Source organism: Variovorax davisae (assembly GCF_030316845.1).
In the GTDB taxonomy this organism is placed as follows: Bacteria; Pseudomonadota; Gammaproteobacteria; order Burkholderiales; family Burkholderiaceae_C; genus Variovorax; species Variovorax davisae.
In genome coordinates this window covers 394,164-417,057 of record NZ_JASZYS010000004.1, presented here as the reverse complement: position 1 = coordinate 417,057, position 22,894 = coordinate 394,164, and the positions used below count along the sequence as shown (strand labels likewise).

Sequence of the window (22,894 nt, the reverse complement as noted above, 5' to 3'; positions counted from 1 at the left end):
TCATGGAAGTCTCCCTCGTTCTCCTTGTCGTCGCCATCCTGTTCGTCGCCCGCGCCGTCAAGTTCGTTCCCCAGCAGCATGCGTGGGTGGTCGAGCGCATGGGCAAGTTCCACGCCACGCTGCTGCCGGGGGCCAACTTCCTGGTGCCCTTCATCGACCGCGTGGCCTATCGCCACAGCCTGAAGGAAGTGCCGCTCGATGTCCCGAGCCAGGTCTGCATCACGCGCGACAACACCCAGCTCACGGTCGACGGCATCCTCTATTTCCAGGTCACCGACCCGATGCGCGCGAGCTACGGCTCGTCGAACTACATCACCGCGGTCACGCAGCTGGCCCAGACCTCGCTGCGCAGCGTGATCGGCAAGCTCGAACTCGACAAGACCTTCGAGGAACGCGACATCATCAACGCCCAGGTGGTGGCCGCGATCGACGAGGCCGCGCTCAACTGGGGCGTGAAAGTGCTGCGCTACGAGATCAAGGACCTGACGCCGCCGAAGGAGATCCTGCACGCGATGCAGTCGCAGATCACGGCCGAGCGCGAGAAGCGCGCGCTGATCGCGGCCTCCGAAGGCCGCCGCCAGGAGCAGATCAACATCGCGACCGGCGAGCGCGAGGCCGCCATCGCGCGTTCCGAAGGCGAGAAGCAGGCGGTGGTGAACAAGGCGCAGGGCGAGGCGGCGGCCATCAGCGCCGTGGCCGAGGCCACGGCCGGCGCCATCGCCCGGATCGCCGAGGCGATCGAAAAGCCCGGCGGCCATTCGGCGGTGCAGCTCAAGGTGGCCGAGGAAGCGCTGCAGGCCTTCGGCAAGGTGGCCGACAAGTCGAAGGCGACGCTGATCGTGCCGAGCAACATGACCGAGGTGTCGACGCTCATCAGCTCGGCGATGGCGATGGTCAAGGGCCCGGCCGCCTGAGGAGCCCGCCATGCGTGTCGCCGATCGCGACCAGACGGTCGCCGAAGAAATCATGAACGCGCTGAGCCACGGCCTGGGCCTGCTGCTGGCCATCGCCTCGCTGCCGATCCTGGTCTGGAGCGCCTCGCGCCAGAGCGCGGCGGCGGTGGTGGGTGCCAGCCTCTTCGCCGGCACGATGATCCTGCTGTACGGCGTGTCGACCCTGTACCACGCCCTGCCGCAGGGCCGTGCCAAGGCCTGGTTCAACCGGCTCGACCACGCGGCCATCTACCTGTTCATCGCCGGCAGCTACATGCCCTTCCTGTTCGGCGTGCTGCGCGGGCCCTGGGGCTGGACGCTGTTCGGCGCCCTCTGCAGCGCAGCCGTGCTGGGCGTGGCCGCCAAGCTTTTCAACCGGCTGCGGCATCCGCTGTGGTCGACCGGCCTGTATGTCGCGATGGGCTGGATGGCGGTGGCGGCCGCGGTGCCGCTCTACGAACGCATGTCGAGCTCGGGACTGGCCTGGCTGGTGGCGGGCGGCCTGGCCTACACGGCCGGCGCCGTGGTGTTCCTGTTCGACAACAAGGTGCGCTTCGCGCATTTCGTCTGGCACCTGTTCGTGCTGGCGGGCAGTGCCTGCCACTTCTTCGCGGTGCTGTGGCATGCGCACGGCTAGCGCGATGACGGCTGGCACCGCACCGCTTCAGAGCCAGTCCAGTTCGCCTGCGGTCCAGTCCGACGCGTCCGCAGCCAGCACCACCGCCAGCGACTGCGTCTCGGGCAGCAGTCGCTCGAAGTAGAAACGCGCGGTGGCCAGCTTGGCGCGGTAGTGAGGGTCGTCGCTGGCTCGCCGCGCCTGCGCGACCGCCGCCATGCGCGCCCACATCCAGGCCAGTGCGACATGGCCGATCAGGCGCAGGAACGGTATCGCGGCGGCGCCGGCCGCATGGGGGTCGAGCGCGGCCCGCTCGATCTGCTCGCGCGCCGCGCGCCGCGCCAACGCCACCACGTCGCTCAGGGGCTCGGCGAACTCGCACGGGCCATCGTCCTGCGGCTGTGCGAACTGCTCGACCGCATCGAGGAACAGGCCGAGCCCCGCGCCCCCATCGGCCAGCACCTTGCGACCCAGCAGGTCCATCGCCTGGATGCCGTTGGCGCCTTCGTACAGCGGAATGATCCGGGCATCGCGCAGATGCTGCTCGACGCCGTTGTCGGCGATGAAGCCATGGCCGCCGAAAACCTGCATCGCCATGCTGGTGCATTCGACCGCGAGCTCGCTCGAGAAGGCCTTGACGATCGGCGTCGCCAGGGCCAGCAGGGTCGCAGCCCGCTCGCGCTCCTTCGGGTCGGCGCCGCGATGCTGGACGTCGGCCAGCTGCGAGGCCCAGAGCGCGAAGGCGCGCGTGCCCTCCACGTATGCCTTCTGGGTCAGCAGCGTGCGCCGGACGTCGGCATGGGCGAGGATGGGGTCCGCCGGGCCGCTGCGCGCGGCCATGGTCGGTGCCCTCCCCTGCGTGCGGTCGCGGGCATAGCCCAGCGCCTTCTGATACGCCGCATCCATCAGGCCGATCGCATTGACGCCGACCACGATGCGCGCGTGATTCATCATCACGAACATCGCCGCCAGGCCCCGGTTGACTTCGCCGAGCAGCCAGCCGGTGGCGCCATCGAAGTTCATGGTGCAGGTGGCGTTGCCGTGGATGCCCATCTTGTGCTCGATCGAGCCGCAGGCCAGGGCGTTGCGCTCGCCGAGGCCGCCTTCTGCCGCCGGCAGGAACTTCGGCACGATGAACAGCGAGATCCCCTTCACGCCCGGCGGCGCATCGGGCAGCCGCGCCAGCACCAGGTGCACGATGTTGTCCGTCAGGTCCTGCTCGCCACCCGAGATGAAGATCTTGGTGCCGGTGACCGCGTAGCTGCCGTCCGCCCGCGGCTGGGCGCGCGTGCGCAGCAGGCCCAGGTCGGTGCCCGCGTGCGGCTCGGTCAGGCACATGGTGCCGGCCCATTCGCCCGAGGCGATGCGCGGCAGGTAGAGCGCTTGCTGTTCGGCATCGCCGCTGCTCGCGATGCAGGTATAGGCCGCGTGCGACATGCCGGGATAGGCCGCCCAGCCCATGTTGGCGCCGCAGAACATCTCGTAGAGCGCGTTGTCGAGCACCGAGGGCATGCCCTGCCCGCCGTGCGCGGGGTCGCAGGCCAGCGCGGTCCAGCCGCCGGCGCAGAAGCGGTCGTAGGCCTCGCGGAATCCCGCTGGCGTTGGACGACGCCCGGGGCCGGCATGCGGCAGCCCTCGCGGTCGCCGCTGCCGTTCAGCGGCGCGATCACCTCCGATGCAAAGCTGCCGGCGGCGTCGAGAATCTGGTCGAGGGTCTCGCGGTCGAGCGCTTCGCCGCCGTCGGCAGGCAAAGTGGCGCAGACATCGAGCAACTCATGCAGCACGAAGCGCAGGTCGCGCAGCGGGGCGGTGTAGCCGCTCATGGCTGTCGCAGCTCCCGACGCAGGATCTTGCCGACCGTCGACTTCGGCAGCGCCTGCAGGAAGCTGATCTGCCGCGGCACCTTGTAACCCGCCAGGTTGGCGCGGCAATGGGCCTCGACCTCGCCGGCGGTCAGCGCCTCGCTGCGCCGCACCACGAACAGATGCGGCGCCTCGCCCGAGCGCGCATCGGGCTGGCCGATGCAGGCGCATTCGACCACGCCCTCGTGCATCGCGACCACCGCCTCGATCTCGTTCGGATAGACGTTGAAGCCCGACACCAGGATCATGTCCTTCTTGCGGTCGACGATGGTCATGGCGCCGCTGGCATCCGCCACCACCACGTCGCCGGTGCGAAAGAAGCCGTCCTCGGTCAACGCCTTGCGGGTCTCTTCCTCTCGCTTCCAGTAGCCCGCGAACAGCTGCGGACCCTTCAGCAGCAGCTCGCCGGGCGTGCCGTCGGGCACCGGCCGGCCGTCGTCGTCGACGATTCGGGCATCGGTCGACGGCACCGGGATGCCGATCGAGCCATTGCGCCCGGGCGGATTGAAGGTCGCCGAGGGCGAGGTCTCGGTGAGCCCGTAGGCCTCGGTGATCGGCAGGCCGCCGGCCGCACGCCAGCGCTGCGACACCGCCTGCTGGATCGAGGCGCCGGCGCCGATCACCAGCCCGGTGCCGCTGAAGTCGACCGTTGCCAACCCGGGCGCGTTGACCAGCGCGTTGAACAGCGTGTTGACGCCGATGAAAACCAGGAACGGCGCGCGCTTCATCTCGGCGATCACCGCGCCCGGGTCGCGCGGGTTGGCAACCAGCCGCATCACGCCGCCGAGCTGGAAGGTGATCAGCGACACCTGCAGCGGATAGATGTGATAGAGCGGCAGCGGCGCCACCACCGACCACGCGCGGGTGTCGACGGCGAGCCGCATCCAGCTGAGCGACTGCAGCACGCCGGCGCCGACGCTGCGATGCGTCAGCACCGCGCCCTTGGACAGGCCGGTGGTGCCGCCCGTGTACTGGAGGAAGGCCGGATCGCCCGGTGCGATCTGCACGACCGGCGGCGACAGGTTGCCGGACCGCGCGATGGCCGTAGCGAGTGGCATGACCTTCTGCGCCTCTTCGCCGCCTGCGGATGCGATCGCCGCCAGCAGTCCCGCGACCGGCGCGGTGAGGATCTGCGCCACGCCTGCTTCGAGGATCACGCCTTCCAGCGCCTCGCGCAGCGCCTCGGCCAGCACGATGCAGCGCACGCCCGCGTCGGCGAGCTGGTGGGCCAGTTCGCGCGGCGTGTAGAGCGGATTCACCGGCACGCCGACCAAGCCGCTGCGCAGGATCGCGGCCATGGCGATCGGGAACGCGAGCCCGTTGGGCAGCATCAGCGCGACCCGGTCGCCCTGGCGCAAGCCGGCCTGGGCGAAGTGCGCCGCGAGCCGATCCGACAGCCGGCCGAGCTCGGCATAGCTCAGCGACTCGCTGCCGGCCGTCACCGCGGTGCGATCGGCGAAGGCCGCGATCGAGCGGTCGAGCATCGCCGCCAGCGTCTCGCCCGGCGGCAGATCGATGTCGGTGGGCAGCCCCTGCGGGTAGGCCGCATGCCAGCGTCGTGGTTCCATGGTGTCTCCTGGTGTTGTGGTCGTTGCGCGCTCAGCGCGCGAGCTCTTCGCGGATCATGTCCATGCGGTCCTGGCCGAAGAACATCTCGTCGCCGACGAAGCTGGTCGGCGCGCCGAACACGCCGCGCGCCACGGCCTCTTCGGTGGTCGCCTTCAGGGCCGCCTTGACCTCGGAGTCGGCCGCCAGCGCCTGGACGGCCTCGGGCGAGAAGCCCGCATCCGCCAGCGTCTTCGCCGCGAGGGCCGGCTGGTTGAGGTCGAGCGCGTCGATCCACATCGCCTTGAACACGGCCGCCAGCAGTTCTTGCAGGCGCTGCGGCTCGCGCAGCTGCACGCCGGTCACGGCACGCATCAGGAACAGCGTGATGATCGGGAAGTGCGGGTTGTTGACATAGGGCACGCCGTACTTGCGCGCATGCCGCTCGTAGTCGCGCACCGTGTAGCGGCCCTTGGCCGGAATCGCACCGGGCGACGCATTGCCGGTCGCCTGGTAGACGCCGCCCAGCAGCATCGGCTTGTAGACCAGCTCGGCGCCGGCCGCCGCGCACAGGGTCGGCAGCTGGGTCCACGCCAGATACGAAGCCGGACTCCCCACATCGAAATAGAACTCCACCGTCTTGCCCATTGCGGCTCCTTTAATAAACGTTCGTTAACTGAACGGAAGTTATGTTATTGTTTTTTCATTGTCAACAAGGGTTCCCCCGAGGCCTCCCATGCGCTACTCCAGCACCCACAAACAAGAAGTCCGCGACAAGCTGATGGCCAGCAGCCGGGCGATCGCCAAGCGCGGCGGCTTCGAGACCACCGGCGTCGATGCACTGATGGGTGCCATCGGCATGACCGGCGGCGCCTTCTACAGCCACTTCCCGTCGAAGCAGGCGCTGTTCGAGGCCCTGATCAGCGAAGAGGTGGACAACAGCGCCGACATGCTGGCCGGCAACGAGGATTCGCCGGCCGACCACGTGGCGCGCTGCCTGCGCGGCTACCTCAGCAGCTTCCACGTCGAGAACCCGGACCAGGGCTGCGCCCTGACCGCCCTCGGCCCCGAGATCGCACGCGCCGGCCCGGAGGTGCGCAAGGCCGTCGAGGCCAGCCTCAAGCGCACCCAGAAGAACTGGAGCGACCGCATCGGCGACTCCGACGCCGCCTGGGCGCTGATCGCGCAGTGCGTCGGCGCCGTGGTGCTGGCCCGCGCGGTCGAGAGCGAGAAGACGCGCAAGGAACTGCTGGCCGCCAGCCGCCGCTTCATCGACCAGGCGCATGCGCTCGAGCATCCCTGCTCGACCTCGCCGGGCCACAAGAAGTCCTGAAGCCCCGCGCGCCGGTCGCGCGCTGGCTTGACATCGTTCGCCCGGTTGGCTAACGTTCGTTTAGTTAAACGCTCATTCATCCATCCAAAGGAGACAGTCATGGCGGAGTCGCAAGGTCAGGGAAAAGTCGCGCTGGTGATCGGCGCCGGCGATGCAACGGGCGGCGCCATCGCGGCCCGCTTCGCGAAAGAGGGCTACATCGCCTGCCTCACGCGGCGCTCGGCCGACAAGCTGCAGCCGACGGTCGACGCCATCCGCGCCGCGGGCGGCCAGGCCTTCGGCTTCAGCAGCGACGCGCGCAAGGAAGAGGACGTGATCGCGCTGGTCGAACAGGTCGAGCGCGAGCACGGCCCGATCGAGGTGATGGTCTTCAACATCGGCGCCAACGTGCCCTCCAGCATCCTCGAGGAGACCGCGCGCAAGTACTTCAAGATCTGGGAGATGGCCTGCTTCAGCGGCTTCCTGAACGGCCGCGAAGTGGCCAAGCGCATGGTGACGCGCGGCCGCGGCACCCTCCTCTTCACCGGCGCCACGGCGGGCCTGCGCGGCGCCGCCAACTTCGCGGCCTTCGCCGGCGCCAAGCATGCGCTGCGGGCGCTGGCGCAAAGCATGGCGCGCGAACTCGGGCCGCGCAACATCCACGTCGCGCACGTCGTGGTCGACGGCGCGATCGACACCGAGTTCATCCGCACCAGCTTCCCCGAACGCTATGCGCTGAAGGAGCAAGACGGCATCCTCAACCCCGAGCACATCGCCGACAACTACTGGCACCTGCACGCCCAGCCACGCGACGCCTGGACCTTCGAGCTCGACCTGCGGCCCTACATGGAGCGCTGGTAGGCCTTCGAAGGGAACACGAACATGAAGACACGCATCACCGAACTCTTCGGCATCCAGCACCCGATCATCCAGGGCGGCATGCACTACGTCGGCTTCGCCGAGCTGGCCGCCGCGGTGTCGAACGCCGGCGGGCTCGGGCTCATCACGGGCCTGACGCAGAAGACGCCCGAGCTGCTGGCGAAGGAAATCGCCCGCTGCCACGAGATGACCGACAAGCCCTTCGGCGTCAACCTGACCTTCCTGCCGACCTTCTCGGCGCCGCCCTACCCCGAGTACATCGCCGCCATCGCCGAAGGCGGCATCCGGGTGGTCGAGACCGCCGGGCGCAGCCCCGAGGCCCACATGCCGGCGCTCAAGGCCGCCGGCATCAAGGTGATCCACAAGTGCACCTCGGTGCGCCATGCGCTCAAGGCCGAAGCCATCGGCTGCGACGCGGTCAGCGTCGACGGCTTCGAGTGCGGCGGCCATCCGGGCGAGGACGACCTGCCCAACATGATCCTGCTGCCGCGCGCCGCCGAAGAGTTGCGCATTCCCTTCGTCGCCTCCGGCGGCATGGCCGACGGCCGCAGCTTGGTGGCGGCGCTGGCGCTGGGCGCCGACGGCATGAACATGGGCACGCGCTTCATCGCGACGCAGGAAGCGCCGGTGCACGAGAACGTCAAGCAGGCGATCGTGAAGGCCAGCGAGCTCGACACCCGCCTGGTGATGCGCCCGCTGCGCAACACCGAGCGGGTGCTGAACAACGCCGGCGTCGAGCGCATCCTGCAGATCGAGCGCGAGAAGGGCGCGGCGCTGCAGATCGCCGACGTCTACGACCAGGTGGCGGGCGTCTATCCGCGCGTGATGGTCGAGGGCGAGATGGACGCCGGCGCCTGGAGCTGCGGCATGGTGGCCGGGCTGATCCGCGACGTGCCGACCGTGAAGCAATTGATCGACCGCATCATGGACCAGGCCCACGGCCTGATCACCGCCCGCCTGGCCGGGATGCTGGCGGCGTAGCAGCGAAGCGGCGCTTCGGCGCTGCCGCTTCAGCCGTAGAGCGCCTCGATCTGCCCGGCGAAGCTGCGCTGCGCCATCTGTCGCCGGATGCGAAGGGCCGGCGTCAGCTCCTCGTCCTGCGCCGACAGCGTGCGCGCCAGCACGCCGAAGCCGCGAATGCGCAGGCCATCGGCCAGCGCGGCGTTGAGTCGGTCGATCTGCGCCTGGACCAGCGCGTGCACCTCGGGCTTCGCCACCAGGTTGGCGTAGTCGGTGAACGCGATGCCCTCGCTCTGCGCATAGCTCAGCACGCTCTCCTCTTCCAGCGCCACCAGGCAGGCGCAGTGGCTGCGCCGTTCGCCCACCAGCATCGCGCCGGCGATGTAGCTGCTGGCCAGCAGCGCCGCCTCGATGGCGCCCGGCGCCACGCGCTCGCCCGAGGCCATCGCGAAGGACTCCGACAGCCGCCCGACCACGCGCGGCACGCCGTCCTCGCCCGCCACGGCGAGGTCGCCGGTGTGCAGCCAGCCATCGTGCGTCAGCGCGGGTGGCTGCAGCGCACCCGCGTGCCAGTAGCCGGCGAGCGCCGCCACCGGCCTGAGTTGCAGCTCGCCATCGCCCGCGATGCGGGCCACGGACGGCCCCAGCAGGCAGGGCCCGCAGGTCTCGGCGCTTTCATACAGGTCGACCAGCGGCACGCCGATGGCCGCATACCACTGCGCCAGCGCCGGGCCCGCCAGCGCGCCGCCGCCGAACACCTGGCGCGCCCGTGCCAGGCCCAGCGACCGGCGCACCTGCCGCTGCGCCGCCCGCGCCAGCCAGCCACCGGCCGCGCCATCGACGCTGCGGCGATAGAGCCTGCGCTCGCGCGGCGCGGTGAGCAGCGCGGCGCTCTCGGTGCGCGCCTGCAGCTTTTCCCAGAAGCGCGGCGGCGCGTGCACCCAGTTCGGCTCGACCTCGCGCAGGTCGTTGGCCACCGTGGCCGGGCTCTCCGGGAAATGCACCAACCCGTGGCCGAGCACCGGCAGCACGGCTGCGAGGATGCGCTCGGCCGCGCTGGCCAAGGGCACGAAGCACAGGCTGCGGTCGCCGTCGCGCACGCCCAGCGCCACCTGCATCGCGGCACCCTGGCGCATCGCCGCCGCGTGCGAGAAGGCCGCCAGGCGCGGGGTGGCGGTGGTGCCCGCGGTGCCGGCGAGAAAGGCGGTGTCACCGCCCTGCCCGGCCGCGATGCGCGCTTCGAAGCGCGCAGCGGCTGCCGCCTCGTCGGCCTCGACGAAGGCCGCGAGGCTGGTCACCCTGGAATCGCAGAGCTCTCGAACGCCACGCTCGTCGAAGGCGACCACCCGCGCCAGGCGCGGCAGCCGCTCGGCCGAGGCCAACACCTTGGCCGCCTGCGCCGCGTTCTCGACGAAGGCCACGCGCGCGCCGGCGTCCGCCAGTTGCCGGCCGACGCGGCGCGCCGAACAGGTCGGGTAGACGCCGTGGCTGACGAAGCCCATGGCCTGGGCCGCCATGTCGGCATAGAGCCATTCGGGCCGGCTCTCCGAGATGATCGACACCACTTCCCCCGGCGCCAGCCCGATGGCCCGCGCCTGCGCGAAGAACTCGCCCCAAGCGACCGAGCGCCAGATGCCGCGCCGCTTGTGGCGCATGGCGACCTGCGCCGGCTGCGCCCGGCAGCGCGCCAGCCAGGCCTGCGGCAGCGTCATCGTCGGCGCCCTGCTCACAGGCTGCTCTTGGCCGGGTCGATGATCTCCGAGCGCGGCAGCCACCGGCCGTCGACCACCTGCTCGACGCGGCACCACTCGGGGTCGACGTGGTTGTCCTTGAAGCGCTGCGTGTCGTAGGACGACTCGCCCTTGAAGCTGGAGGCCTGCAGCGTCTTTACCAGGCCCGCGGTGTTCAGGTCCTTGCCGGCCGCCTGCAGGCCCTGCATGAACCACGAGGCATAGTCGTAGAAGACCAGCGCCACATCGTCGGGCTCCATGTTGAAGCGCTGGCGGTAGCTGTCGGACCAGCGCTTGAGCGCCGGACCCTGCGCCGAAGCCGGCGTGATGCGCCAGCCGCCGATGCCGTACAGGCCCTCGACCGACGCCTTGCCGATGCTCAGCGTGGTGCCGGCGCGGCCCGGGCTTGCAGTCAGCACGTTGACGCCGCTCCAGCCCAGCTTCTTGACCTCGGCGGCGACCGCGATGGTCTCGCGGGTGGTGGTGGCGCCCACGATCAGGTCGACGCCGGCGGCCCGCATGCGCGCCACCTGCGACGAGAAGTCGATGTCGCCGACCTTGTAGCCGGCCTCGGCGGCCAGCGCCATTCCCTTGGCGGCCAGGCCTTCCTTGACGCCCTTGCCGACCAGGTCGCCGAACGGCCCTTCCTGGTAGATGAAGCCGACCTTCTTGCTGCCCAGCTTGGCAAGGGTCCACTTCAGGCCCGCGGCCGTGGTCGTGTCGTAGTGCAGGTTGGCCGTGAACAGCAGCGGCGAGTCGCCCGAGGCCTTGCGGATCAGCGCCGCCGCGCCGTAGGGCGCGAAGCAGATCACACCGGCATCGACCGTCTTCTTGACCGTGGCCACGCCCGGGCCGGAGCCGAAGGGACACAGCAGCGCGAACACCTCGTCGCGGCGGATCAGCTTGTCCACCACCCGCACCGCCTGCGGCGGCTGGCTGCCGTTGTCCTCGATCACGAAGCGCAGCTTGCGGCCATGGATGCCGCCGGCCTCGTTGGCCTCGTCGATGCGCATCTGCAGCCCGTTGCGGATCGGCGGCATCGTGATCGCGGCCGGGCCCGACAGGTCGAGGTGCGTGCCGAGCACGATCTCCCCGCTGCTGACGCCGGCGGCACGCGCGGGCGCGCCGAGAAAGGCGGGGGCGAGGCCGGCCAGGCCGGAGTGGAGCAGGGTACGACGGCGAAGGCTCATGGGATGTCTCCTGAAGTGATGGAAGGGCTAGCGCCAACTGGCGCTGCGGCGCTGCGGCCGGTCGGCGGGTGTGGCGCCGGGCGCCGCATGGCCGCCCGCGCCGCCGAGATAGAAGTCGCGCACGTCGTCGCGTTCGCGCAGCCTGGCGCAGCTGTCGGCGGCGACGATGCGGCCGAGCTCGACGATGTAGCCGTCGTCGGCGGTGGCCAGCGCGATCGCGGCGTTCTGCTCGACCACCAGCACTGCGGTGTTGGTCTCGCTGCGGATGCGCTGCACGATGGCGAAGATCTCCTTGGTGAACAGCGGCGACAGGCCGAGCGAGGGTTCGTCGAGCAGCAGCAGCCGCGGCCGGCCCATGAAGGCGCGGCCGATCGCCACCATCTGCTGCTCGCCGCCCGACAGCAGGCCGGCGGCCTGGCCCTGTCGCTCCCGCAGGCGCGGAAACCACTCGAACACGCGCTCGATGTCGCGCTTCGCCTCGGGGTCGCGCCGGCGGGCGAAGGCGCCCATGCGCAGGTTCTCCAGCACGCTCAGGAAGGTGAAGACCTGGCGCCCCTCGGGCACCAGCACCACGCCCGCGCGCGCCACCGCATCGGCGTCGCGGCCGTCGATGCGCCGGCCCTCGAACTCGATGCGGCCCTTGGCCGGGTCGATCACGCCGGCGATGGTGTTGAGCAGCGTGGTCTTGCCGGCGCCGTTGGCGCCCAGCACCGCCACGATGCGCCCGGGCTGGACCTCCAGGCTGATGCCGCGGATGGCGTTGACCGGCCCGTACCAGGTCTCGATGTTGCGCACGCTCAGCAGGGCAGTCATGTTTCAGGCTCCGAGATAGGCGGCGATGACGCGCAGGTCGGACTGCACCTCGGCCGGGGTGCCCGAGGCCAGGACCTGGCCCTGCTCCATCACCAGCACGCGATCGGCCACGGCCGAGACCAGCGACATGTCGTGCTCGACCATCACCACCGTGATGCCCAGCGCATCGCGGATGTCGCGGATCCAGTGGGCCAGCTCGTGGGTCTCCTCCGGGTTCAGGCCCGAGGCCGGTTCGTCGAGCAGCAGCAGCTTCGGCCCCGCCACCAGCGCGCGGCCCAGCTCGACGATCTTGCGGATGCCGTACGGCAGGCCGGCGACCAGGCGCATGCGATACGGCGCCAGGTCGAGCAGCGCGATCACGTCCTCGACCACTTCGCGCGTGGCCGTCTCGGCGCGGCGCACCACCGGCAGGTCGAGCAGCTGCGCCCACAGGCTGCCGTGCGGGGCGCAGTGGCGGCCCAGCATCAGGTTGTCGAGCACGGTCGCGCCTTCGAACAGCTCGATGTTCTGGAAGGTCCGCGCGATGCCATGGCGCACCACGTCGTGCCGGGCGACGCCGGTGATCTCCCGGCCCCGCAGCCGCACCGAGCCGGCGCTGGCGTCGAACACCCGCGTGATCAGGTTGAACACCGAGGTCTTGCCGGCGCCGTTGGGGCCGATGATGGCGAACACCTCGCCCTGCGCCACCTCGAAGCTGACGTCGCGCACCGCGCGCACGCCGCCGAAGGACAGGCTCAACTGGCTGACTTCGAAGAACGCCATCAGCCACGCTCCGATCGCAGGTAGGCCTTCTGGCGCCGGAAGCCGCCGCGCCGGCGCAGCGGAAATTCGTCGAGCGCGCTGCGGATGCGGACCCAGCGGCCGTTGATGCCGCGCGGCTCCAGCAGCACGAAGAACACCAGCACCGCGCCATAGACGAACAGCTCGAGCCCGAACTGGCTGCCGATGCGCGCCGGCAGCAGCGGCTTGGCGAGCGAGATCAGCGACGGCAGCATGCCTATCAGCAGGGCGCCGAAGATCGCGCCGCGCAGGCTGCCCATGCCGCCGATGAAGACCATCAGCACCAGCTGCAGCGACAGGGCGAGGCCGAAGCTCTCGGGCGTGATGAACTGGGTCTGGTGGGCCAGCAGCGCCCCGGCCAGGCCCGACACGGCGGCAGAGATCACGAAGGCCAGCACCTTGGTGCGCGCCACGTGGATGCCCAGGCCCTGCGCCGCGGCCTCGGAGTCGCGCACGCCGACAAAGGCGCGGCCGGTGGCCGAGCGCATCAGGTTCAGCAGCAGCCAGAGCACCAGCGCCAGCATCGCGAGGCAAAGGAAATAGAAGGGCCGCGGTCCGCCGAAGCTGAAGCCGAACAAGACCGGGTCGGGCACCGCGAGGCCGCTATGGCCGCCTGTCACGGTTTTCCACCGGCCGGCCACGTGCTCGGTCACGATCGCGAAGGCCAGCGTCACCACCGCCAGGTGCAGGCCCGAGACCCGGATCGCCGGCAGGCCCACCGCCAGCCCGGCGAGCCCGGCCGCGAAGGCCGCGGCCAGCAGCGACAGGGGCAGCGGCAGGCCGAGCGTCAGCAGTTGCGCGTGGGTGTAGGCGCCGATCCCCAGGAAGGCAGCCTGCCCCAGCGACACCTGGCCCGTGAAGCCGGTCAGGGTCATCAACCCCAGGCTGGCGATGCACATGATGAAGATGAACGAGGCCTCGCCGACGTAGAAGGTCGGGATCGCGAACGGCGCGACCACCAGCGCCGCCGCCAGCGCGCCGTACAGGAGTCGCTGCTCGCGCGTGCGCAGCAGCGCCCGCCCTTCGGCGTAGCTGGTCTGGTAGTTGTCCCGGCTCACTGGAAAACCTCCGTGCTTCGCACTGCGGTGCGGGCCCCCTTCGGAACGGCCGGGCGGGGGCTCATACACGCCTCCCGTGCGCTTCGCCAATCAGCCCGCGCGGGAAGAACACCAGTACGGCGATCAGCACCAGGTAGGGCATGACGTCCTTGAAGCCGTCGGGCAGGTAGACGCCCGAGAACTGCTCGATCAGCCCGATCAGCAGGCCGCCGAGGATGGCCCCGGGCACGCTGCCGAAGCCGCCGAGCACCAGGGCCGCCAGCGCCTTCAGCATCACGAACCACAGGCTCAGGTCGACCAGCGAGATCGGCGCCAGCAGGACGCCGCAGAGCGCGGCGATGGCCCCCGAGATCGCCCACACCAGCGAATTGAGCCGCTTGACGCGCACCCCGCACAGGTAGGAGGCCAACTGGTTCTGCGACGAGGCCTGGATCGCCACGCCGAGCGCGGTGCGCTGCAGGAAGACGAACAGCAGCGCCGTCACGCCCAGCGCCGCCGCCAGGATCACCAGGTTGAGGTCGGCGACGACGGCGCCGCCCAGCGTGGTGGTGCGCCCGGTCCAGGGCGTCGGGTAGCTGCGCGAGTCCGGGCCGAAGACCATGCTGGTGCCGCCGCGGATCATGAAGCCGATGCCGATGGTCAGCATCACGCCCGCGAACTGCGGCTGGCCGACGATGGCCCGCATCACGCGGGCCTCGAGCAGCCAGCACAGCAGCGCCGCCAGCAGCACCACCAGCGGCAGCGCGAACCAGAACGACAGCCCGGCCTCGACCATGAAGTACCAGGCCGCGAAGGACGACAGCATCAGCACGTCGCCATGGGCGAAGTTCAGCACTTCGGTGGCCTTGTAGCCGAGCACCAGGCCGAGCGCCACCAGGCTGTAGATGGCGCCGGTTGAAATGCCTTGCAGGCCCAGCTGGACGAACTGCGACAGGGAGGCCGAATCGAATGCACCCATTTTGTCCTAACGATCGTTAACTAAACGATCGACAGACTATAAGGACATGCGGGGGCCCGAGTCTCTAGTGGTTAGTCCCAGGGTCGGCGTGGGTGCGCCAGCCGTCGACAGTCCGCCTCGGCGAATGTGCGATATGCACGATCGAAGGGCCGGACTTCGGCGCTCGCCCTGTTCTGTCATGGACAAGTCGCCGATGTTGAGGATCATCGGAACTCAGCCAAGGAATCCCCATGAACAGCCGCATCCGCTCGCTCCGCGCCGGCCGCACGCCCCAGCCCGTGGCGCGGCGTTCCATCGCCGAAGCGCTGACGCGCCGACTGGGCACCTGGGTCGGGACCGATCGGCGCCGGGCCCTGCGGGCCCGCGAGCGGCTCGAGCAACTCGATCCCGACCAGCGCCTGCGCGAAGTGGGCGAGTGGTAGCCCCTGCCCTTGCGGGCCATTTCTCCTTAGCATGGCGCCCTTGCCAAGGAGAAGATCCATGGGAATCCTGCTGGCCTTCGCGCCATTCATCGCCTTCGCGGTCATCGACCGCTTCTTCGGCGCCACCGCCGGCCTGAGCGCGGGCGCGCTGGTCTCCGCCGCGCTGTTGGTGCGGGACTTCGCCAGCGCCCGGGCGCCGAAGATCCTGGAGATCGGCACCTTCGTCCTGTTCGCCGGCATGGCGCTCTTCGTGCTCTTCGGCGACGCCCGGTGGTCGGTCGTCGGCGTGCGCCTGCGCGTGGATGCCGGCCTGCTGGCGATCGTGCTGGTGTCGATGGCGGCGCGGCAGCCCTTCACCCTGCAGTACGCGCGGGAGCGGGTCGACCGCGAACTCTGGAGCCATCCGGCGTTTCTGCGCACCAACTACGTCATCACCGGCGCCTGGGCCCTGGCCTTCGGGGTGATGGTGGTGGCGGACCTGGTGATGCTCTACCTGCCGCAGGTGCCGATCCAGGTCGGCATCCTGGCGACGGTGGCCGCGCTGGTCGGCGCGGTCAAGTTCACCAGCTGGTACCCGCAGCGCAGCGTGGCCGGCAAAGCCTGACGCATTCGCTACCATCGACGCGCAAAACGCAGTCCGTCGAATGCCCCCCTCCTCACTCCCCCAGCGCCAGACCCTCGCCAAGCTCCTGCGATCGGCCGCCGGCCCGTTCGAGCGCCCGGTGCGCTTTCTCGGCGAGGTGCTGCTGTCGGCCGGCGCCGCGATGCGCGGGCACTGGACCTTCCGCCGCGAGGATCTGGGCCGGGTCCTGGCCGACTGCAGCGCGCGGGCGGTGGCCATCGTGCTGGTCGTCAACCTGCTGGTGGGCGCGATCCTGGCGTTCGTCGGCGCGGTGCAGCTGGCCAAGTTCGGCGCCGGCATCTTCGTCGCCGACCTGGTGGCCATCGCGGTCGCGCGCGAGATGGCCGCCATCATCACGGCGGTGGTCATCGCCGGGCGCACCGGCGCCGCCTTCGCGGCCGAGATCGCGACCATGCAGGCCAACGAGGAGGTCGACGCGCTCGAGGTGCTGGGCCTGACCGCGATCGATTTCCTGGTGCTGCCGCGCGTGGCCTCGCTGCTGCTGATGATGCCGCTCCTGTACATCTTCGCCTGCGTGGCCGGCCTGCTGGGCGGCATGATCGTCGCGGCCGCCATGCTCGACCTCTCGGCGACGGCCTACCTGCAGCGCACGGCCGAGACGCTGACCTGGACCCACCTGGGCCTGGGCATCGGCAAGTCGGTGACCTTCGGTGCCCTGGTCGGCATGGTCGGCTGCTACTACGGCCTGCGGGCGCAGCGCAACGCGGCCGGTGTCGGCGTCGCGACCACCGGCGCGGTGGTGACCAGCATCGTCGGCATCATCGTGCTCGACGCGATTTTTGCCGTCTGCGCCAACGCCCTGGACATCTGACCATGAGCCTGCTCGCCGTGGACCAGCTCGTCATGCAGTTCGGCAGCCGCCTGATCCAGAAGGACATCTCGCTCAAGGTCGAGAAGGGCTGCATCTTCGCCGTCATGGGCGGCAGCGGCTGCGGCAAGAGCACCTTGCTCAAGCACCTGGTCGGCCTGCTGCCGCCGGCCGCCGGCACCGTCACCTACGACGGCGTCGACTTCTGGGCCAGCGACGACGCCCAGCGCAGCGCCCTGCGTTCGCGCTTCGGCATGCTGTTCCAGAGCGCCGCCCTGTGGTCGTCGATGACGGTGCTCGAGAACGTCTGCCTGCCGCTCGCGCGCCAGACGCGGCTCGACGCCAAGCAGCGCGACGCCAAGGCGCGCGAAGTGCTCGAATGGGTCGAGCTGGGCGAGTTCGCGAACTTCTATCCCGCGTCGCTCAGCGGCGGCATGAAGAAGCGCGCCGGCCTGGCGCGCGCCATCGCCGCCGAGCCGCCGCTGCTGTTCCTCGACGAGCCCTCGGCCGGCCTCGACCCGATCAGCTCGCGCCGGCTCGACGACCTGATCCTCGACATCCGGCACCGCACCGGTGCCGCCGTGGTGTTCGTGAGCCACGAGCTGCCGAGCCTGTTCGCGATCGCGGACGACGGCATCTTCCTCGACGCCGACAGCAAGCGGCCGATCGCCCACGGCTGCCCGCGCGAGCTCGCCCGGCAGGACGTGCACCCGACGGTGCATGCCTTTCTCCATCGGGAGGTGCCGCCGCCGGCCGCGCCTGCCGCACCTGAGGCCACCCCATGAAACGCAATGCCCTGCTGATCGGCGGCTTCGTCGTCGCCGCCTTCGTGATCACGGTCGCGGCCATCCTCTGGCTCAGCGGCAACGACCTCTTCACCCGGCAGCAAAGCGCCCGCGTGTTCTACCAGGGCAACGCGAGCGGGCTGTCGGTGGGCGCACCGGTGACTTTCCGGGGCGTCACGATCGGGCAGGTGACCGACATCGGCATCCTCATGGACCCGGTCTCGCTCAAGACCACGGTGCCGGTCGCGCTGCGGCTGCAGCCCAGCGCGCTGCGCCTCACCGATGGCAAGGACAAGGTCCCCGACCTGTCGGTGCTGGTACAGCGCGGCCTGCGCGCCCGGCTGGCCTCTCAGAGCATCGTCACCGGCCAGAAGGCGATCGAGCTCGACTTCCTGCCGGACACGCCGGACACCCTGCTCGGCGGCCCCGGCCCGACCGAGATCCCGGCGGTGGCCGACCGGTTCGGCGCCCTGATCGACCAGGTCGCCAACCTGCCGTTGCGCGACACGGTGGCAGACATGCGCCAGGCGATCCAGTCGCTGGAGACGACGCTCGCGTCGGTGCAGAAGACACTCGACGGCGCCCAGGACGTGCTGGGCGGCGCCGCCAAGCAGCTCGAGCTGACCGGCGTCGAGTCGCGCAAGACGCTGGCGGCCGCGACGGACGCCATCCGGCAGGTGCAGGGCAGCTCGCAGGCCACGCTGAAATCGATCACGCAGCTGGCCGACAGCTCTCAGCAGACGGTGCTGGCGGCCCAGCCGGAACTGCAGCGCACCCTGGTCGGCGCCCGCCAGGCGTCGGAGACCGCCAAGCTGGCGATGGACCGGCTGGCCGACATGGCGGCCCCCGGGGCGCCCTTGCGCGGCGACCTCGACGCCACCCTCAGGGATCTGTCACAGGCGGCGCGCAGCCTGCGCTCCTTGAGCGAACAGCTCGAGGAGCGGCCCAACGCCATCATCTTCGGGAACCCACGCCAATGACTGCACTGAAACGATGGGCGGCCTGGCCGCTGCACGCCGCGCTGGCGGCCCTGCTGGCGGCCTGCGCCTCGGCACCCGCACCCATGTTGCTGACGCTGCCGCCGGCGGTCTCTTCAGCGTCCGCCGCCGCCGCGCCGGTCCCGCCGGGCACGCCGCGGGTGCTGGCCGTGGGGCGGCCCGAAGTCCCGGAATACCTGGTGGCGCGCCGCGTGCGCTACCGGGCCGAGGCCAGCACCTTGGGCGAATGGCCCGACGCCTTCTGGGCCGAGCGCATCGAGGTCGGCGTCGGGCGCGAATTCAATGCGGCGCTGCGCGAGCGCCTGCCGGGCTGGCGCCTGTGCGAGGCCAACTGCAGCGAGCAGGCGCCCGCCGCCTCGCTGCAGGTGGTGCTCACGCGCATGGACTATGTGCGCGGCGAACGGCGCCTGAAGGCCAGCGCCCGCATCATGCTGTGGAGCACCGACCGCGTGCCGCGCCTGCTGCAGGGCGGCGACTTCGGCTACGACATCGCGGGCGATGCGGACACGCCGCAATCGCAAGCCGCCACGGTGACCGAACTGCTGCGGCGCGTCGCCGCCGATGCCGCAGCCGCGGTCGCGAAGGCGTCCTGAGGGCGGCGGCGCCCTACCTGAGCGCCTGTTTCTCCGCGCCGCGCTCGCCCGGGCGGCTGTCCGAGATGAAGTCGTACTGCCCGCCGCCTTCGCGCGCGCGGGCGCCGTGCATCTGCGGCGCGGCCAGCCGGTCGGCGCCGTTGCCCAGCGTGTTCGACTGCAGCGGCTGGCCGGAAAACGCCGATCCGCAGGGCCGGTCGGACAGGACCGTCTGGCCACGCTCGTCCTTGCAGCGATGAATTTCGGCCGCCGCCAGCGTGCTCGCTGCGCAGAGGCTCCAGACGGCGATCGTTCGAAACAGAACCAGAGAGGCCATGGGTCGCTTTCGGTGTTTGGCCAATCCTAGGCCGGACCTGCGAAACCATGAAGCAAATTGTCACAAGTTCGCGACACAGTCTGTGACAAACATCTCACCCCGTTGTGCGTGTTGCGCAACGTCGCCAAGCGTTCCGACGCAGGCTGACATACAAGACGCGCAGTCTGTACTACAAAAGAATTCTTTCAAGTTCAGGCCGTTCACATGAACCCGTTTCATCGGCATATCGTTCCCGAAACCGCCGTCTGGCCCGCCATGCGGGGGCCTGTTGCCTACGTGCAGGTCGGCGACCTGGTGGAGATGTGGTTCCGGCGCGCGCCGTCGGATTTCGCAACCTGCGAGTTCTGCCAGACCGTCAACCACCAGAGCGACGCCCGCTGCCGGACCTGCGGTTGCCCGCTGCCGGTCCGCGACGAGGTCGACCCGGCGCCCGAGCCCGCTGCCGTGCGCGACCGGGCCGCGCCGCCATCGGCCGCAAAGTCGCTGACCCATGTCATGCGCCTGGCACTGCTGCCGCCGCTGCTGCTGTTCGCCGGATTTGCCGGCTGGTACCAGACGCGATTGGCGGGCACGGCACCGCAGGCCGCGGTCGCCGCGACCGTTGCGGCCCCGGCGCCGGCGCCGGCGCACGCGGCGGCGAAGCCCTCGCGCCTGGCGGCGGGCGACCTCGGCCTGAGCGAAGGCGAGGTGGCGATCGTGTCGCGCGGCGCACCGTCGGCCGCGGCTGCCGACGAGGAGGACGAGCCCGCACAGGCGACGGCCGCCGAAGGCAACACGCCGGCGCGAACGCGGAGGGTGGCGACGACGCAGTCGGCGGCGGCCCGCGTGGAGCGAAACCCCCTGGCCGCCTGCAGCAGCAGCAGCAACTTCTTCGCCCGCGCCATCTGCGTCAACAGCCGGTGCGCGGATCCCCGGAGCGCGCATCTGGGCCAGTGCCGCGAAGCGATTCGCCAGCGCCAGATCGACGAGGCGCGCCGCAACCCCAGCCTGATGGGCTGAGCCGCCATGGAGAGCCTGCCCATGAGAAAGCTCACGCTCCGCGCTGCCGCCTGGATCTTCGGCCTCGCCTCGGGCCTGGCCGCCGCCCAGGGCGATGGCGGCAGCCAGACTTCCTGCGAACTGCAATTCAGCACCTGCAAGCAGACGGCCAACGCCGACTACCAGTTCTGCAAGAACGCCTCGGAGAAAAACTGCCGGGTGCGGCTGAACAAGGCGCTGCAGAGCTGCAGCAGCGGGCAGAACCGCTGCCAGAACGCGACCCAGGGCAGGCAGTTCAGCGGCTGACGGCGGGCGCGACGGCAGCGGCATGATCCATGCTGCGCCCTTAGACCCTCTACCACGAGGCGAAACACCCCTCAAGTAGACTAGCGCGCGTCGAAAACGACGGCCCGCGGCCACCTGCCTGCCGCGGGCATCCCGCACATCCGCCAAGCTCCAGAGGTCACACAATGGCTACCGCTCAATCCAAGATCATCTACACCCTCACCGACGAGGCGCCGCTGCTGGCCACGGCCTCGCTGCTGCCCGTCATCCAGGCGTTCGCCGCGCCGGCAGGGATCGAGGTCGCGACCAGCGACATTTCGGTGGCAGCCCGCATCCTGGCGGAGTTCCCGGAGTCCCTGACGCCCGAGCAGAAGGTGCCCGACAACCTGGGCGAACTCGGCCGCCTGACCCAGTCGCCCGACACCAACATCATCAAGCTGCCCAACATCAGTGCCTCGGTGCCCCAGTTGCTGGCGGCCATCAAGGAATTGCAGGCGCGCGGCTACAAGATCCCGGACTACCCCGAAGACGCCAAGACCGACGAACAGAAGGCGCTGCTGGCACGCTATTCCAAGGCCCTCGGCAGCGCGGTCAACCCGGTGCTGCGCGAAGGCAACTCCGACCGCCGCGCCCCGGCGGCGGTCAAGCGCAACGCGCGCAAGAACCCGCACTCGATGAGCAAGTGGAGCCCGGCCTCGCGCACCCATGTCTCGCACATGCACGGCGGCGACTTCTATGCCGGCGAAAAGAGCCTGACGCTCGCCAAGGCGCGCGACGTCCAGATGGACCTGGTCACCAAGAGCGGCCAGACCATCGTGCTGAAGAAAAAGGTCGCGCTGCTCGAAGGCGAGATCATCGACAGCATGTTCATGAGCAAGAAGGCGCTGCTCAAGTTCTATGAAGACGAGATGGAAGACGCCCGCGAGACCGGCGTGATGTTCTCGCTGCACGTCAAGGCGACCATGATGAAGGTCTCGCACCCGATCGTCTTCGGCCATGCGGTCAAGGTTTTCTACAAGGACGCCTTCGCCAAGCACGGCAAGCTGTTCGACGAGCTCGGCGTCAACGTCAACAACGGCCTGTCGAGCGTCTACGACAAGATCAAGGACCTGCCGACCTCGCAGCGCGACCAGATCGTCAAGGACCTGCACGCCTGCCACGAGCACCGCCCGGAGCTGGCGATGGTCGACTCGGCCAAGGGCATCACCAACCTGCACGCGCCGAACGACGTGATCGTCGACGCCTCGATGCCCGCGATGATCCGCCTGGGCGGCAAGATGTGGGGCCCGGACGGCCGTCCGAAGGACACCAAGGCCGTGATGCCCGAGAGCACCTTCGCCCGCATCTACCAGGAGATGATCAACTTCTGCAAGACCAACGGCGCCTTCAACCCGGTGACCATGGGCACCGTGCCCAACGTCGGGCTGATGGCGCAGAAGGCCGAGGAATACGGCTCGCACGACAAGACCTTCGAGGTGCCCGAGGACGGCGTGGCCCGGATCGTCGACATCGCCACCGGCGAAGTGCTGCTCGAACAGAACGTCGAGACCGGCGACATCTGGCGCATGTGCCAGACCAAGGACGCGGCGATCCGCGACTGGGTCAAGCTGGCCGTGAACCGCGCCCGCCTGTCGGGCATGCCGGCCGTGTTCTGGCTCGACGAATACCGCCCGCATGAAGCCGAGCTCATCAAGAAGGTCCACACCTACCTGAAGGACCACGACACCAAGGGCCTGGACATTCAGATCATGTCGCAGGTGCGCGCCATGCGCTACACGCTCGAGCGCGTGATCCGCGGCAAGGACACCATCTCGGTCACCGGCAACATCCTGCGCGACTACCTGACCGACCTGTTCCCGATCATGGAACTCGGCACCAGCGCCAAGATGCTGTCGATCGTGCCGCTGATGGCCGGCGGCGCGATGTTCGAGACCGGCGCCGGCGGCTCGGCACCGAAGCACGTCAAGCAGCTGGTCGAGGAGAACCACCTGCGCTGGGATTCGCTGGGCGAGTTCCTGGCGCTGGCCGTGTCGATCGAGGACCTGGGCCAGAAGACCGGCAACAAGAAGGCCAAGGTGCTGGCCGAGACGCTCGACACCGCCACCGGCATGCTGCTCGACAACAACAAGGGCCCGTCGACCAAGACCGGCGAGCTCGACAACCGCGGCAGCCACTTCTACCTGGCGCTGTACTGGGCCCAGGCCCTGGCGGCGCAGACCGAAGACAAGGAACTGCAGGCGCACTTCGCGCCGCTGGCCAAGACCCTGGCCGCCAACGAGCAGAAGATCGTCGACGAACTCAAGGCCGTGCAAGGCCAGCCGGCCGACATCGGCGGCTACTACATGCCCGACCCGAAGAAGACCGCGGCCGTCATGCGGCCGAGCGCCACCTTCAACGCGGCGCTGGCCTCCGCGGCCGCCTGAGCGAACAC

23 protein-coding genes and 1 pseudogene are annotated in these 22,894 nt (G+C 69.8%); 14 read left to right on the top strand and 10 right to left on the bottom strand.

Features of this window, described 5'->3' with window-relative positions; translation table 11 throughout:
* The first annotated feature begins 2 nt into the window (after positions 1-2).
* Positions 3-914 carry an SPFH domain-containing protein gene (locus QTI33_RS12370; protein ID WP_286506255.1) on the top strand — a complete coding sequence of 304 codons (912 nt, stop codon included), beginning with the start codon at positions 3-5 and terminating at the stop codon, positions 912-914.
* 10 nt (positions 915-924) lie between these two features.
* Complete coding sequence (gene trhA / locus QTI33_RS12365) at positions 925-1,569, top strand: PAQR family membrane homeostasis protein TrhA (protein WP_286506254.1); 645 nt, start codon at positions 925-927, stop codon at positions 1,567-1,569.
* A 27-nt stretch (positions 1,570-1,596) separates the two neighbouring features.
* Here trhA and QTI33_RS12360 read toward each other — a convergent pair.
* The 3 genes and pseudogenes from QTI33_RS12360 to QTI33_RS12350 form a co-directional block, all read right to left on the bottom strand.
* Positions 1,597-3,371, bottom strand: a pseudogene (locus tag QTI33_RS12360) (acyl-CoA dehydrogenase C-terminal domain-containing protein).
* The gene (locus tag QTI33_RS12355; RefSeq protein WP_286506253.1) at positions 3,368-4,978 is read right to left on the bottom strand and encodes an AMP-binding protein; all 1,611 of its coding nucleotides are present in this window, start codon (positions 4,976-4,978) and stop codon (positions 3,368-3,370) included. Before QTI33_RS12355 ends, QTI33_RS12360 begins: the two are co-directional and overlap by 4 nt.
* Positions 4,979-5,009: 31 nt before the next feature.
* A complete protein-coding gene (locus QTI33_RS12350; protein ID WP_286506252.1) occupies positions 5,010-5,603 on the bottom strand; it encodes a 2-hydroxychromene-2-carboxylate isomerase in 594 nt (197 codons plus the stop codon).
* Between the two features lie 88 nt (positions 5,604-5,691).
* Between QTI33_RS12350 and QTI33_RS12345 the strand changes: the two genes are divergently transcribed.
* The 3 genes from QTI33_RS12345 (at position 5,692) to QTI33_RS12335 (ending at position 8,127) form a co-directional block, all read left to right on the top strand.
* Positions 5,692-6,288, top strand: a complete 597-nt coding sequence (locus tag QTI33_RS12345) for a TetR/AcrR family transcriptional regulator (protein WP_286506250.1) — start codon at positions 5,692-5,694, stop codon at positions 6,286-6,288.
* A gap of 99 nt (positions 6,289-6,387) precedes the next feature.
* The gene (locus tag QTI33_RS12340) at positions 6,388-7,128 is read left to right on the top strand and encodes an SDR family oxidoreductase (protein ID WP_286506249.1); all 741 of its coding nucleotides are present in this window, start codon (positions 6,388-6,390) and stop codon (positions 7,126-7,128) included.
* Positions 7,129-7,149: 21 nt separating this feature from the next.
* On the top strand, positions 7,150-8,127 hold the full coding sequence (locus tag QTI33_RS12335; protein ID WP_286506248.1) for an NAD(P)H-dependent flavin oxidoreductase: 978 nt from the start codon (positions 7,150-7,152) through the stop codon (positions 8,125-8,127).
* 29 nt (positions 8,128-8,156) lie between these two features.
* Here the strand turns inward: QTI33_RS12335 and QTI33_RS12330 are convergent, their stop codons facing one another.
* The 6 genes from QTI33_RS12330 to QTI33_RS12305 all read right to left on the bottom strand — a co-directional run bounded on the left by QTI33_RS12330 (position 8,157) and on the right by QTI33_RS12305 (position 14,635).
* Complete coding sequence (locus QTI33_RS12330) at positions 8,157-9,836, bottom strand: AMP-dependent synthetase/ligase (protein WP_286506247.1); 1,680 nt, start codon at positions 9,834-9,836, stop codon at positions 8,157-8,159.
* A complete protein-coding gene (locus QTI33_RS12325) occupies positions 9,833-11,026 on the bottom strand; it encodes an ABC transporter substrate-binding protein (protein WP_286506246.1) in 1,194 nt (397 codons plus the stop codon). The genes QTI33_RS12330 and QTI33_RS12325 overlap by 4 nt, the downstream gene beginning before the upstream one ends.
* Positions 11,027-11,053: 27 nt before the next feature.
* Positions 11,054-11,839, bottom strand: a complete 786-nt coding sequence (locus tag QTI33_RS12320) for an ABC transporter ATP-binding protein (protein ID WP_286506245.1) — start codon at positions 11,837-11,839, stop codon at positions 11,054-11,056.
* Positions 11,840-11,842: 3 nt separating this feature from the next.
* Positions 11,843-12,601, bottom strand: coding sequence for an ABC transporter ATP-binding protein (locus QTI33_RS12315; protein WP_286506244.1), 759 nt, complete (start codon positions 12,599-12,601; stop codon positions 11,843-11,845).
* The gene (locus tag QTI33_RS12310; RefSeq protein ID WP_286506243.1) at positions 12,601-13,677 is read right to left on the bottom strand and encodes a branched-chain amino acid ABC transporter permease; all 1,077 of its coding nucleotides are present in this window, start codon (positions 13,675-13,677) and stop codon (positions 12,601-12,603) included. Before QTI33_RS12310 ends, QTI33_RS12315 begins: the two co-directional genes overlap by 1 nt.
* A 61-nt stretch (positions 13,678-13,738) precedes the next feature.
* Positions 13,739-14,635, bottom strand: a complete 897-nt coding sequence (locus tag QTI33_RS12305; protein WP_286506242.1) for a branched-chain amino acid ABC transporter permease — start codon at positions 14,633-14,635, stop codon at positions 13,739-13,741.
* 230 nt (positions 14,636-14,865) lie between these two features.
* Between QTI33_RS12305 and QTI33_RS12300 the strand changes: the two genes are divergently transcribed.
* The 6 genes from QTI33_RS12300 to QTI33_RS12275 are packed head-to-tail and all read left to right on the top strand — an operon-like array spanning position 14,866 to position 18,884.
* Complete coding sequence (locus QTI33_RS12300; RefSeq protein WP_286506241.1) at positions 14,866-15,057, top strand: short-chain dehydrogenase; 192 nt, start codon at positions 14,866-14,868, stop codon at positions 15,055-15,057.
* 58 nt (positions 15,058-15,115) lie between these two features.
* A complete protein-coding gene (locus QTI33_RS12295; RefSeq protein WP_286506240.1) occupies positions 15,116-15,661 on the top strand; it encodes a DUF3159 domain-containing protein in 546 nt (181 codons plus the stop codon).
* Between the two features lie 40 nt (positions 15,662-15,701).
* Positions 15,702-16,511 carry an MlaE family ABC transporter permease gene (locus tag QTI33_RS12290; RefSeq protein ID WP_286506239.1) on the top strand — a complete coding sequence of 270 codons (810 nt, stop codon included), beginning with the start codon at positions 15,702-15,704 and terminating at the stop codon, positions 16,509-16,511.
* 2 nt (positions 16,512-16,513) lie between these two features.
* Positions 16,514-17,293: an ABC transporter ATP-binding protein gene (locus QTI33_RS12285; RefSeq protein ID WP_286506238.1), complete on the top strand. Its 780-nt coding sequence runs from the start codon at positions 16,514-16,516 to the stop codon at positions 17,291-17,293.
* Positions 17,290-18,273, top strand: coding sequence for an MlaD family protein (locus tag QTI33_RS12280; RefSeq protein WP_286506237.1), 984 nt, complete (start codon positions 17,290-17,292; stop codon positions 18,271-18,273). The genes QTI33_RS12285 and QTI33_RS12280 overlap by 4 nt, the downstream gene beginning before the upstream one ends.
* Positions 18,270-18,884, top strand: a complete 615-nt coding sequence (locus QTI33_RS12275) for a PqiC family protein (protein WP_286506236.1) — start codon at positions 18,270-18,272, stop codon at positions 18,882-18,884. Before QTI33_RS12280 ends, QTI33_RS12275 begins: the two co-directional genes overlap by 4 nt.
* A gap of 13 nt (positions 18,885-18,897) precedes the next feature.
* On the opposite strand, the gene QTI33_RS12270 is transcribed toward QTI33_RS12275, so the two are convergent.
* On the bottom strand, positions 18,898-19,200 hold the full coding sequence (locus QTI33_RS12270; RefSeq protein WP_286506235.1) for a DUF4124 domain-containing protein: 303 nt from the start codon (positions 19,198-19,200) through the stop codon (positions 18,898-18,900).
* 255 nt (positions 19,201-19,455) lie between these two features.
* Here QTI33_RS12270 and QTI33_RS12265 point away from each other — a divergent pair, with 255 nt between their 5' ends.
* The 3 genes from QTI33_RS12265 to QTI33_RS12255 all read left to right on the top strand — a co-directional run bounded on the left by QTI33_RS12265 (position 19,456) and on the right by QTI33_RS12255 (position 22,886).
* Positions 19,456-20,199, top strand: a complete 744-nt coding sequence (locus tag QTI33_RS12265; protein WP_286506234.1) for a hypothetical protein — start codon at positions 19,456-19,458, stop codon at positions 20,197-20,199.
* A 21-nt stretch (positions 20,200-20,220) separates the two neighbouring features.
* Positions 20,221-20,484, top strand: coding sequence for a hypothetical protein (locus tag QTI33_RS12260; protein ID WP_286506233.1), 264 nt, complete (start codon positions 20,221-20,223; stop codon positions 20,482-20,484).
* 164 nt (positions 20,485-20,648) lie between these two features.
* Positions 20,649-22,886: an NADP-dependent isocitrate dehydrogenase gene (locus tag QTI33_RS12255; RefSeq protein WP_286506232.1), complete on the top strand. Its 2,238-nt coding sequence runs from the start codon at positions 20,649-20,651 to the stop codon at positions 22,884-22,886.
* Positions 22,887-22,894: the final 8 nt, after the last annotated feature.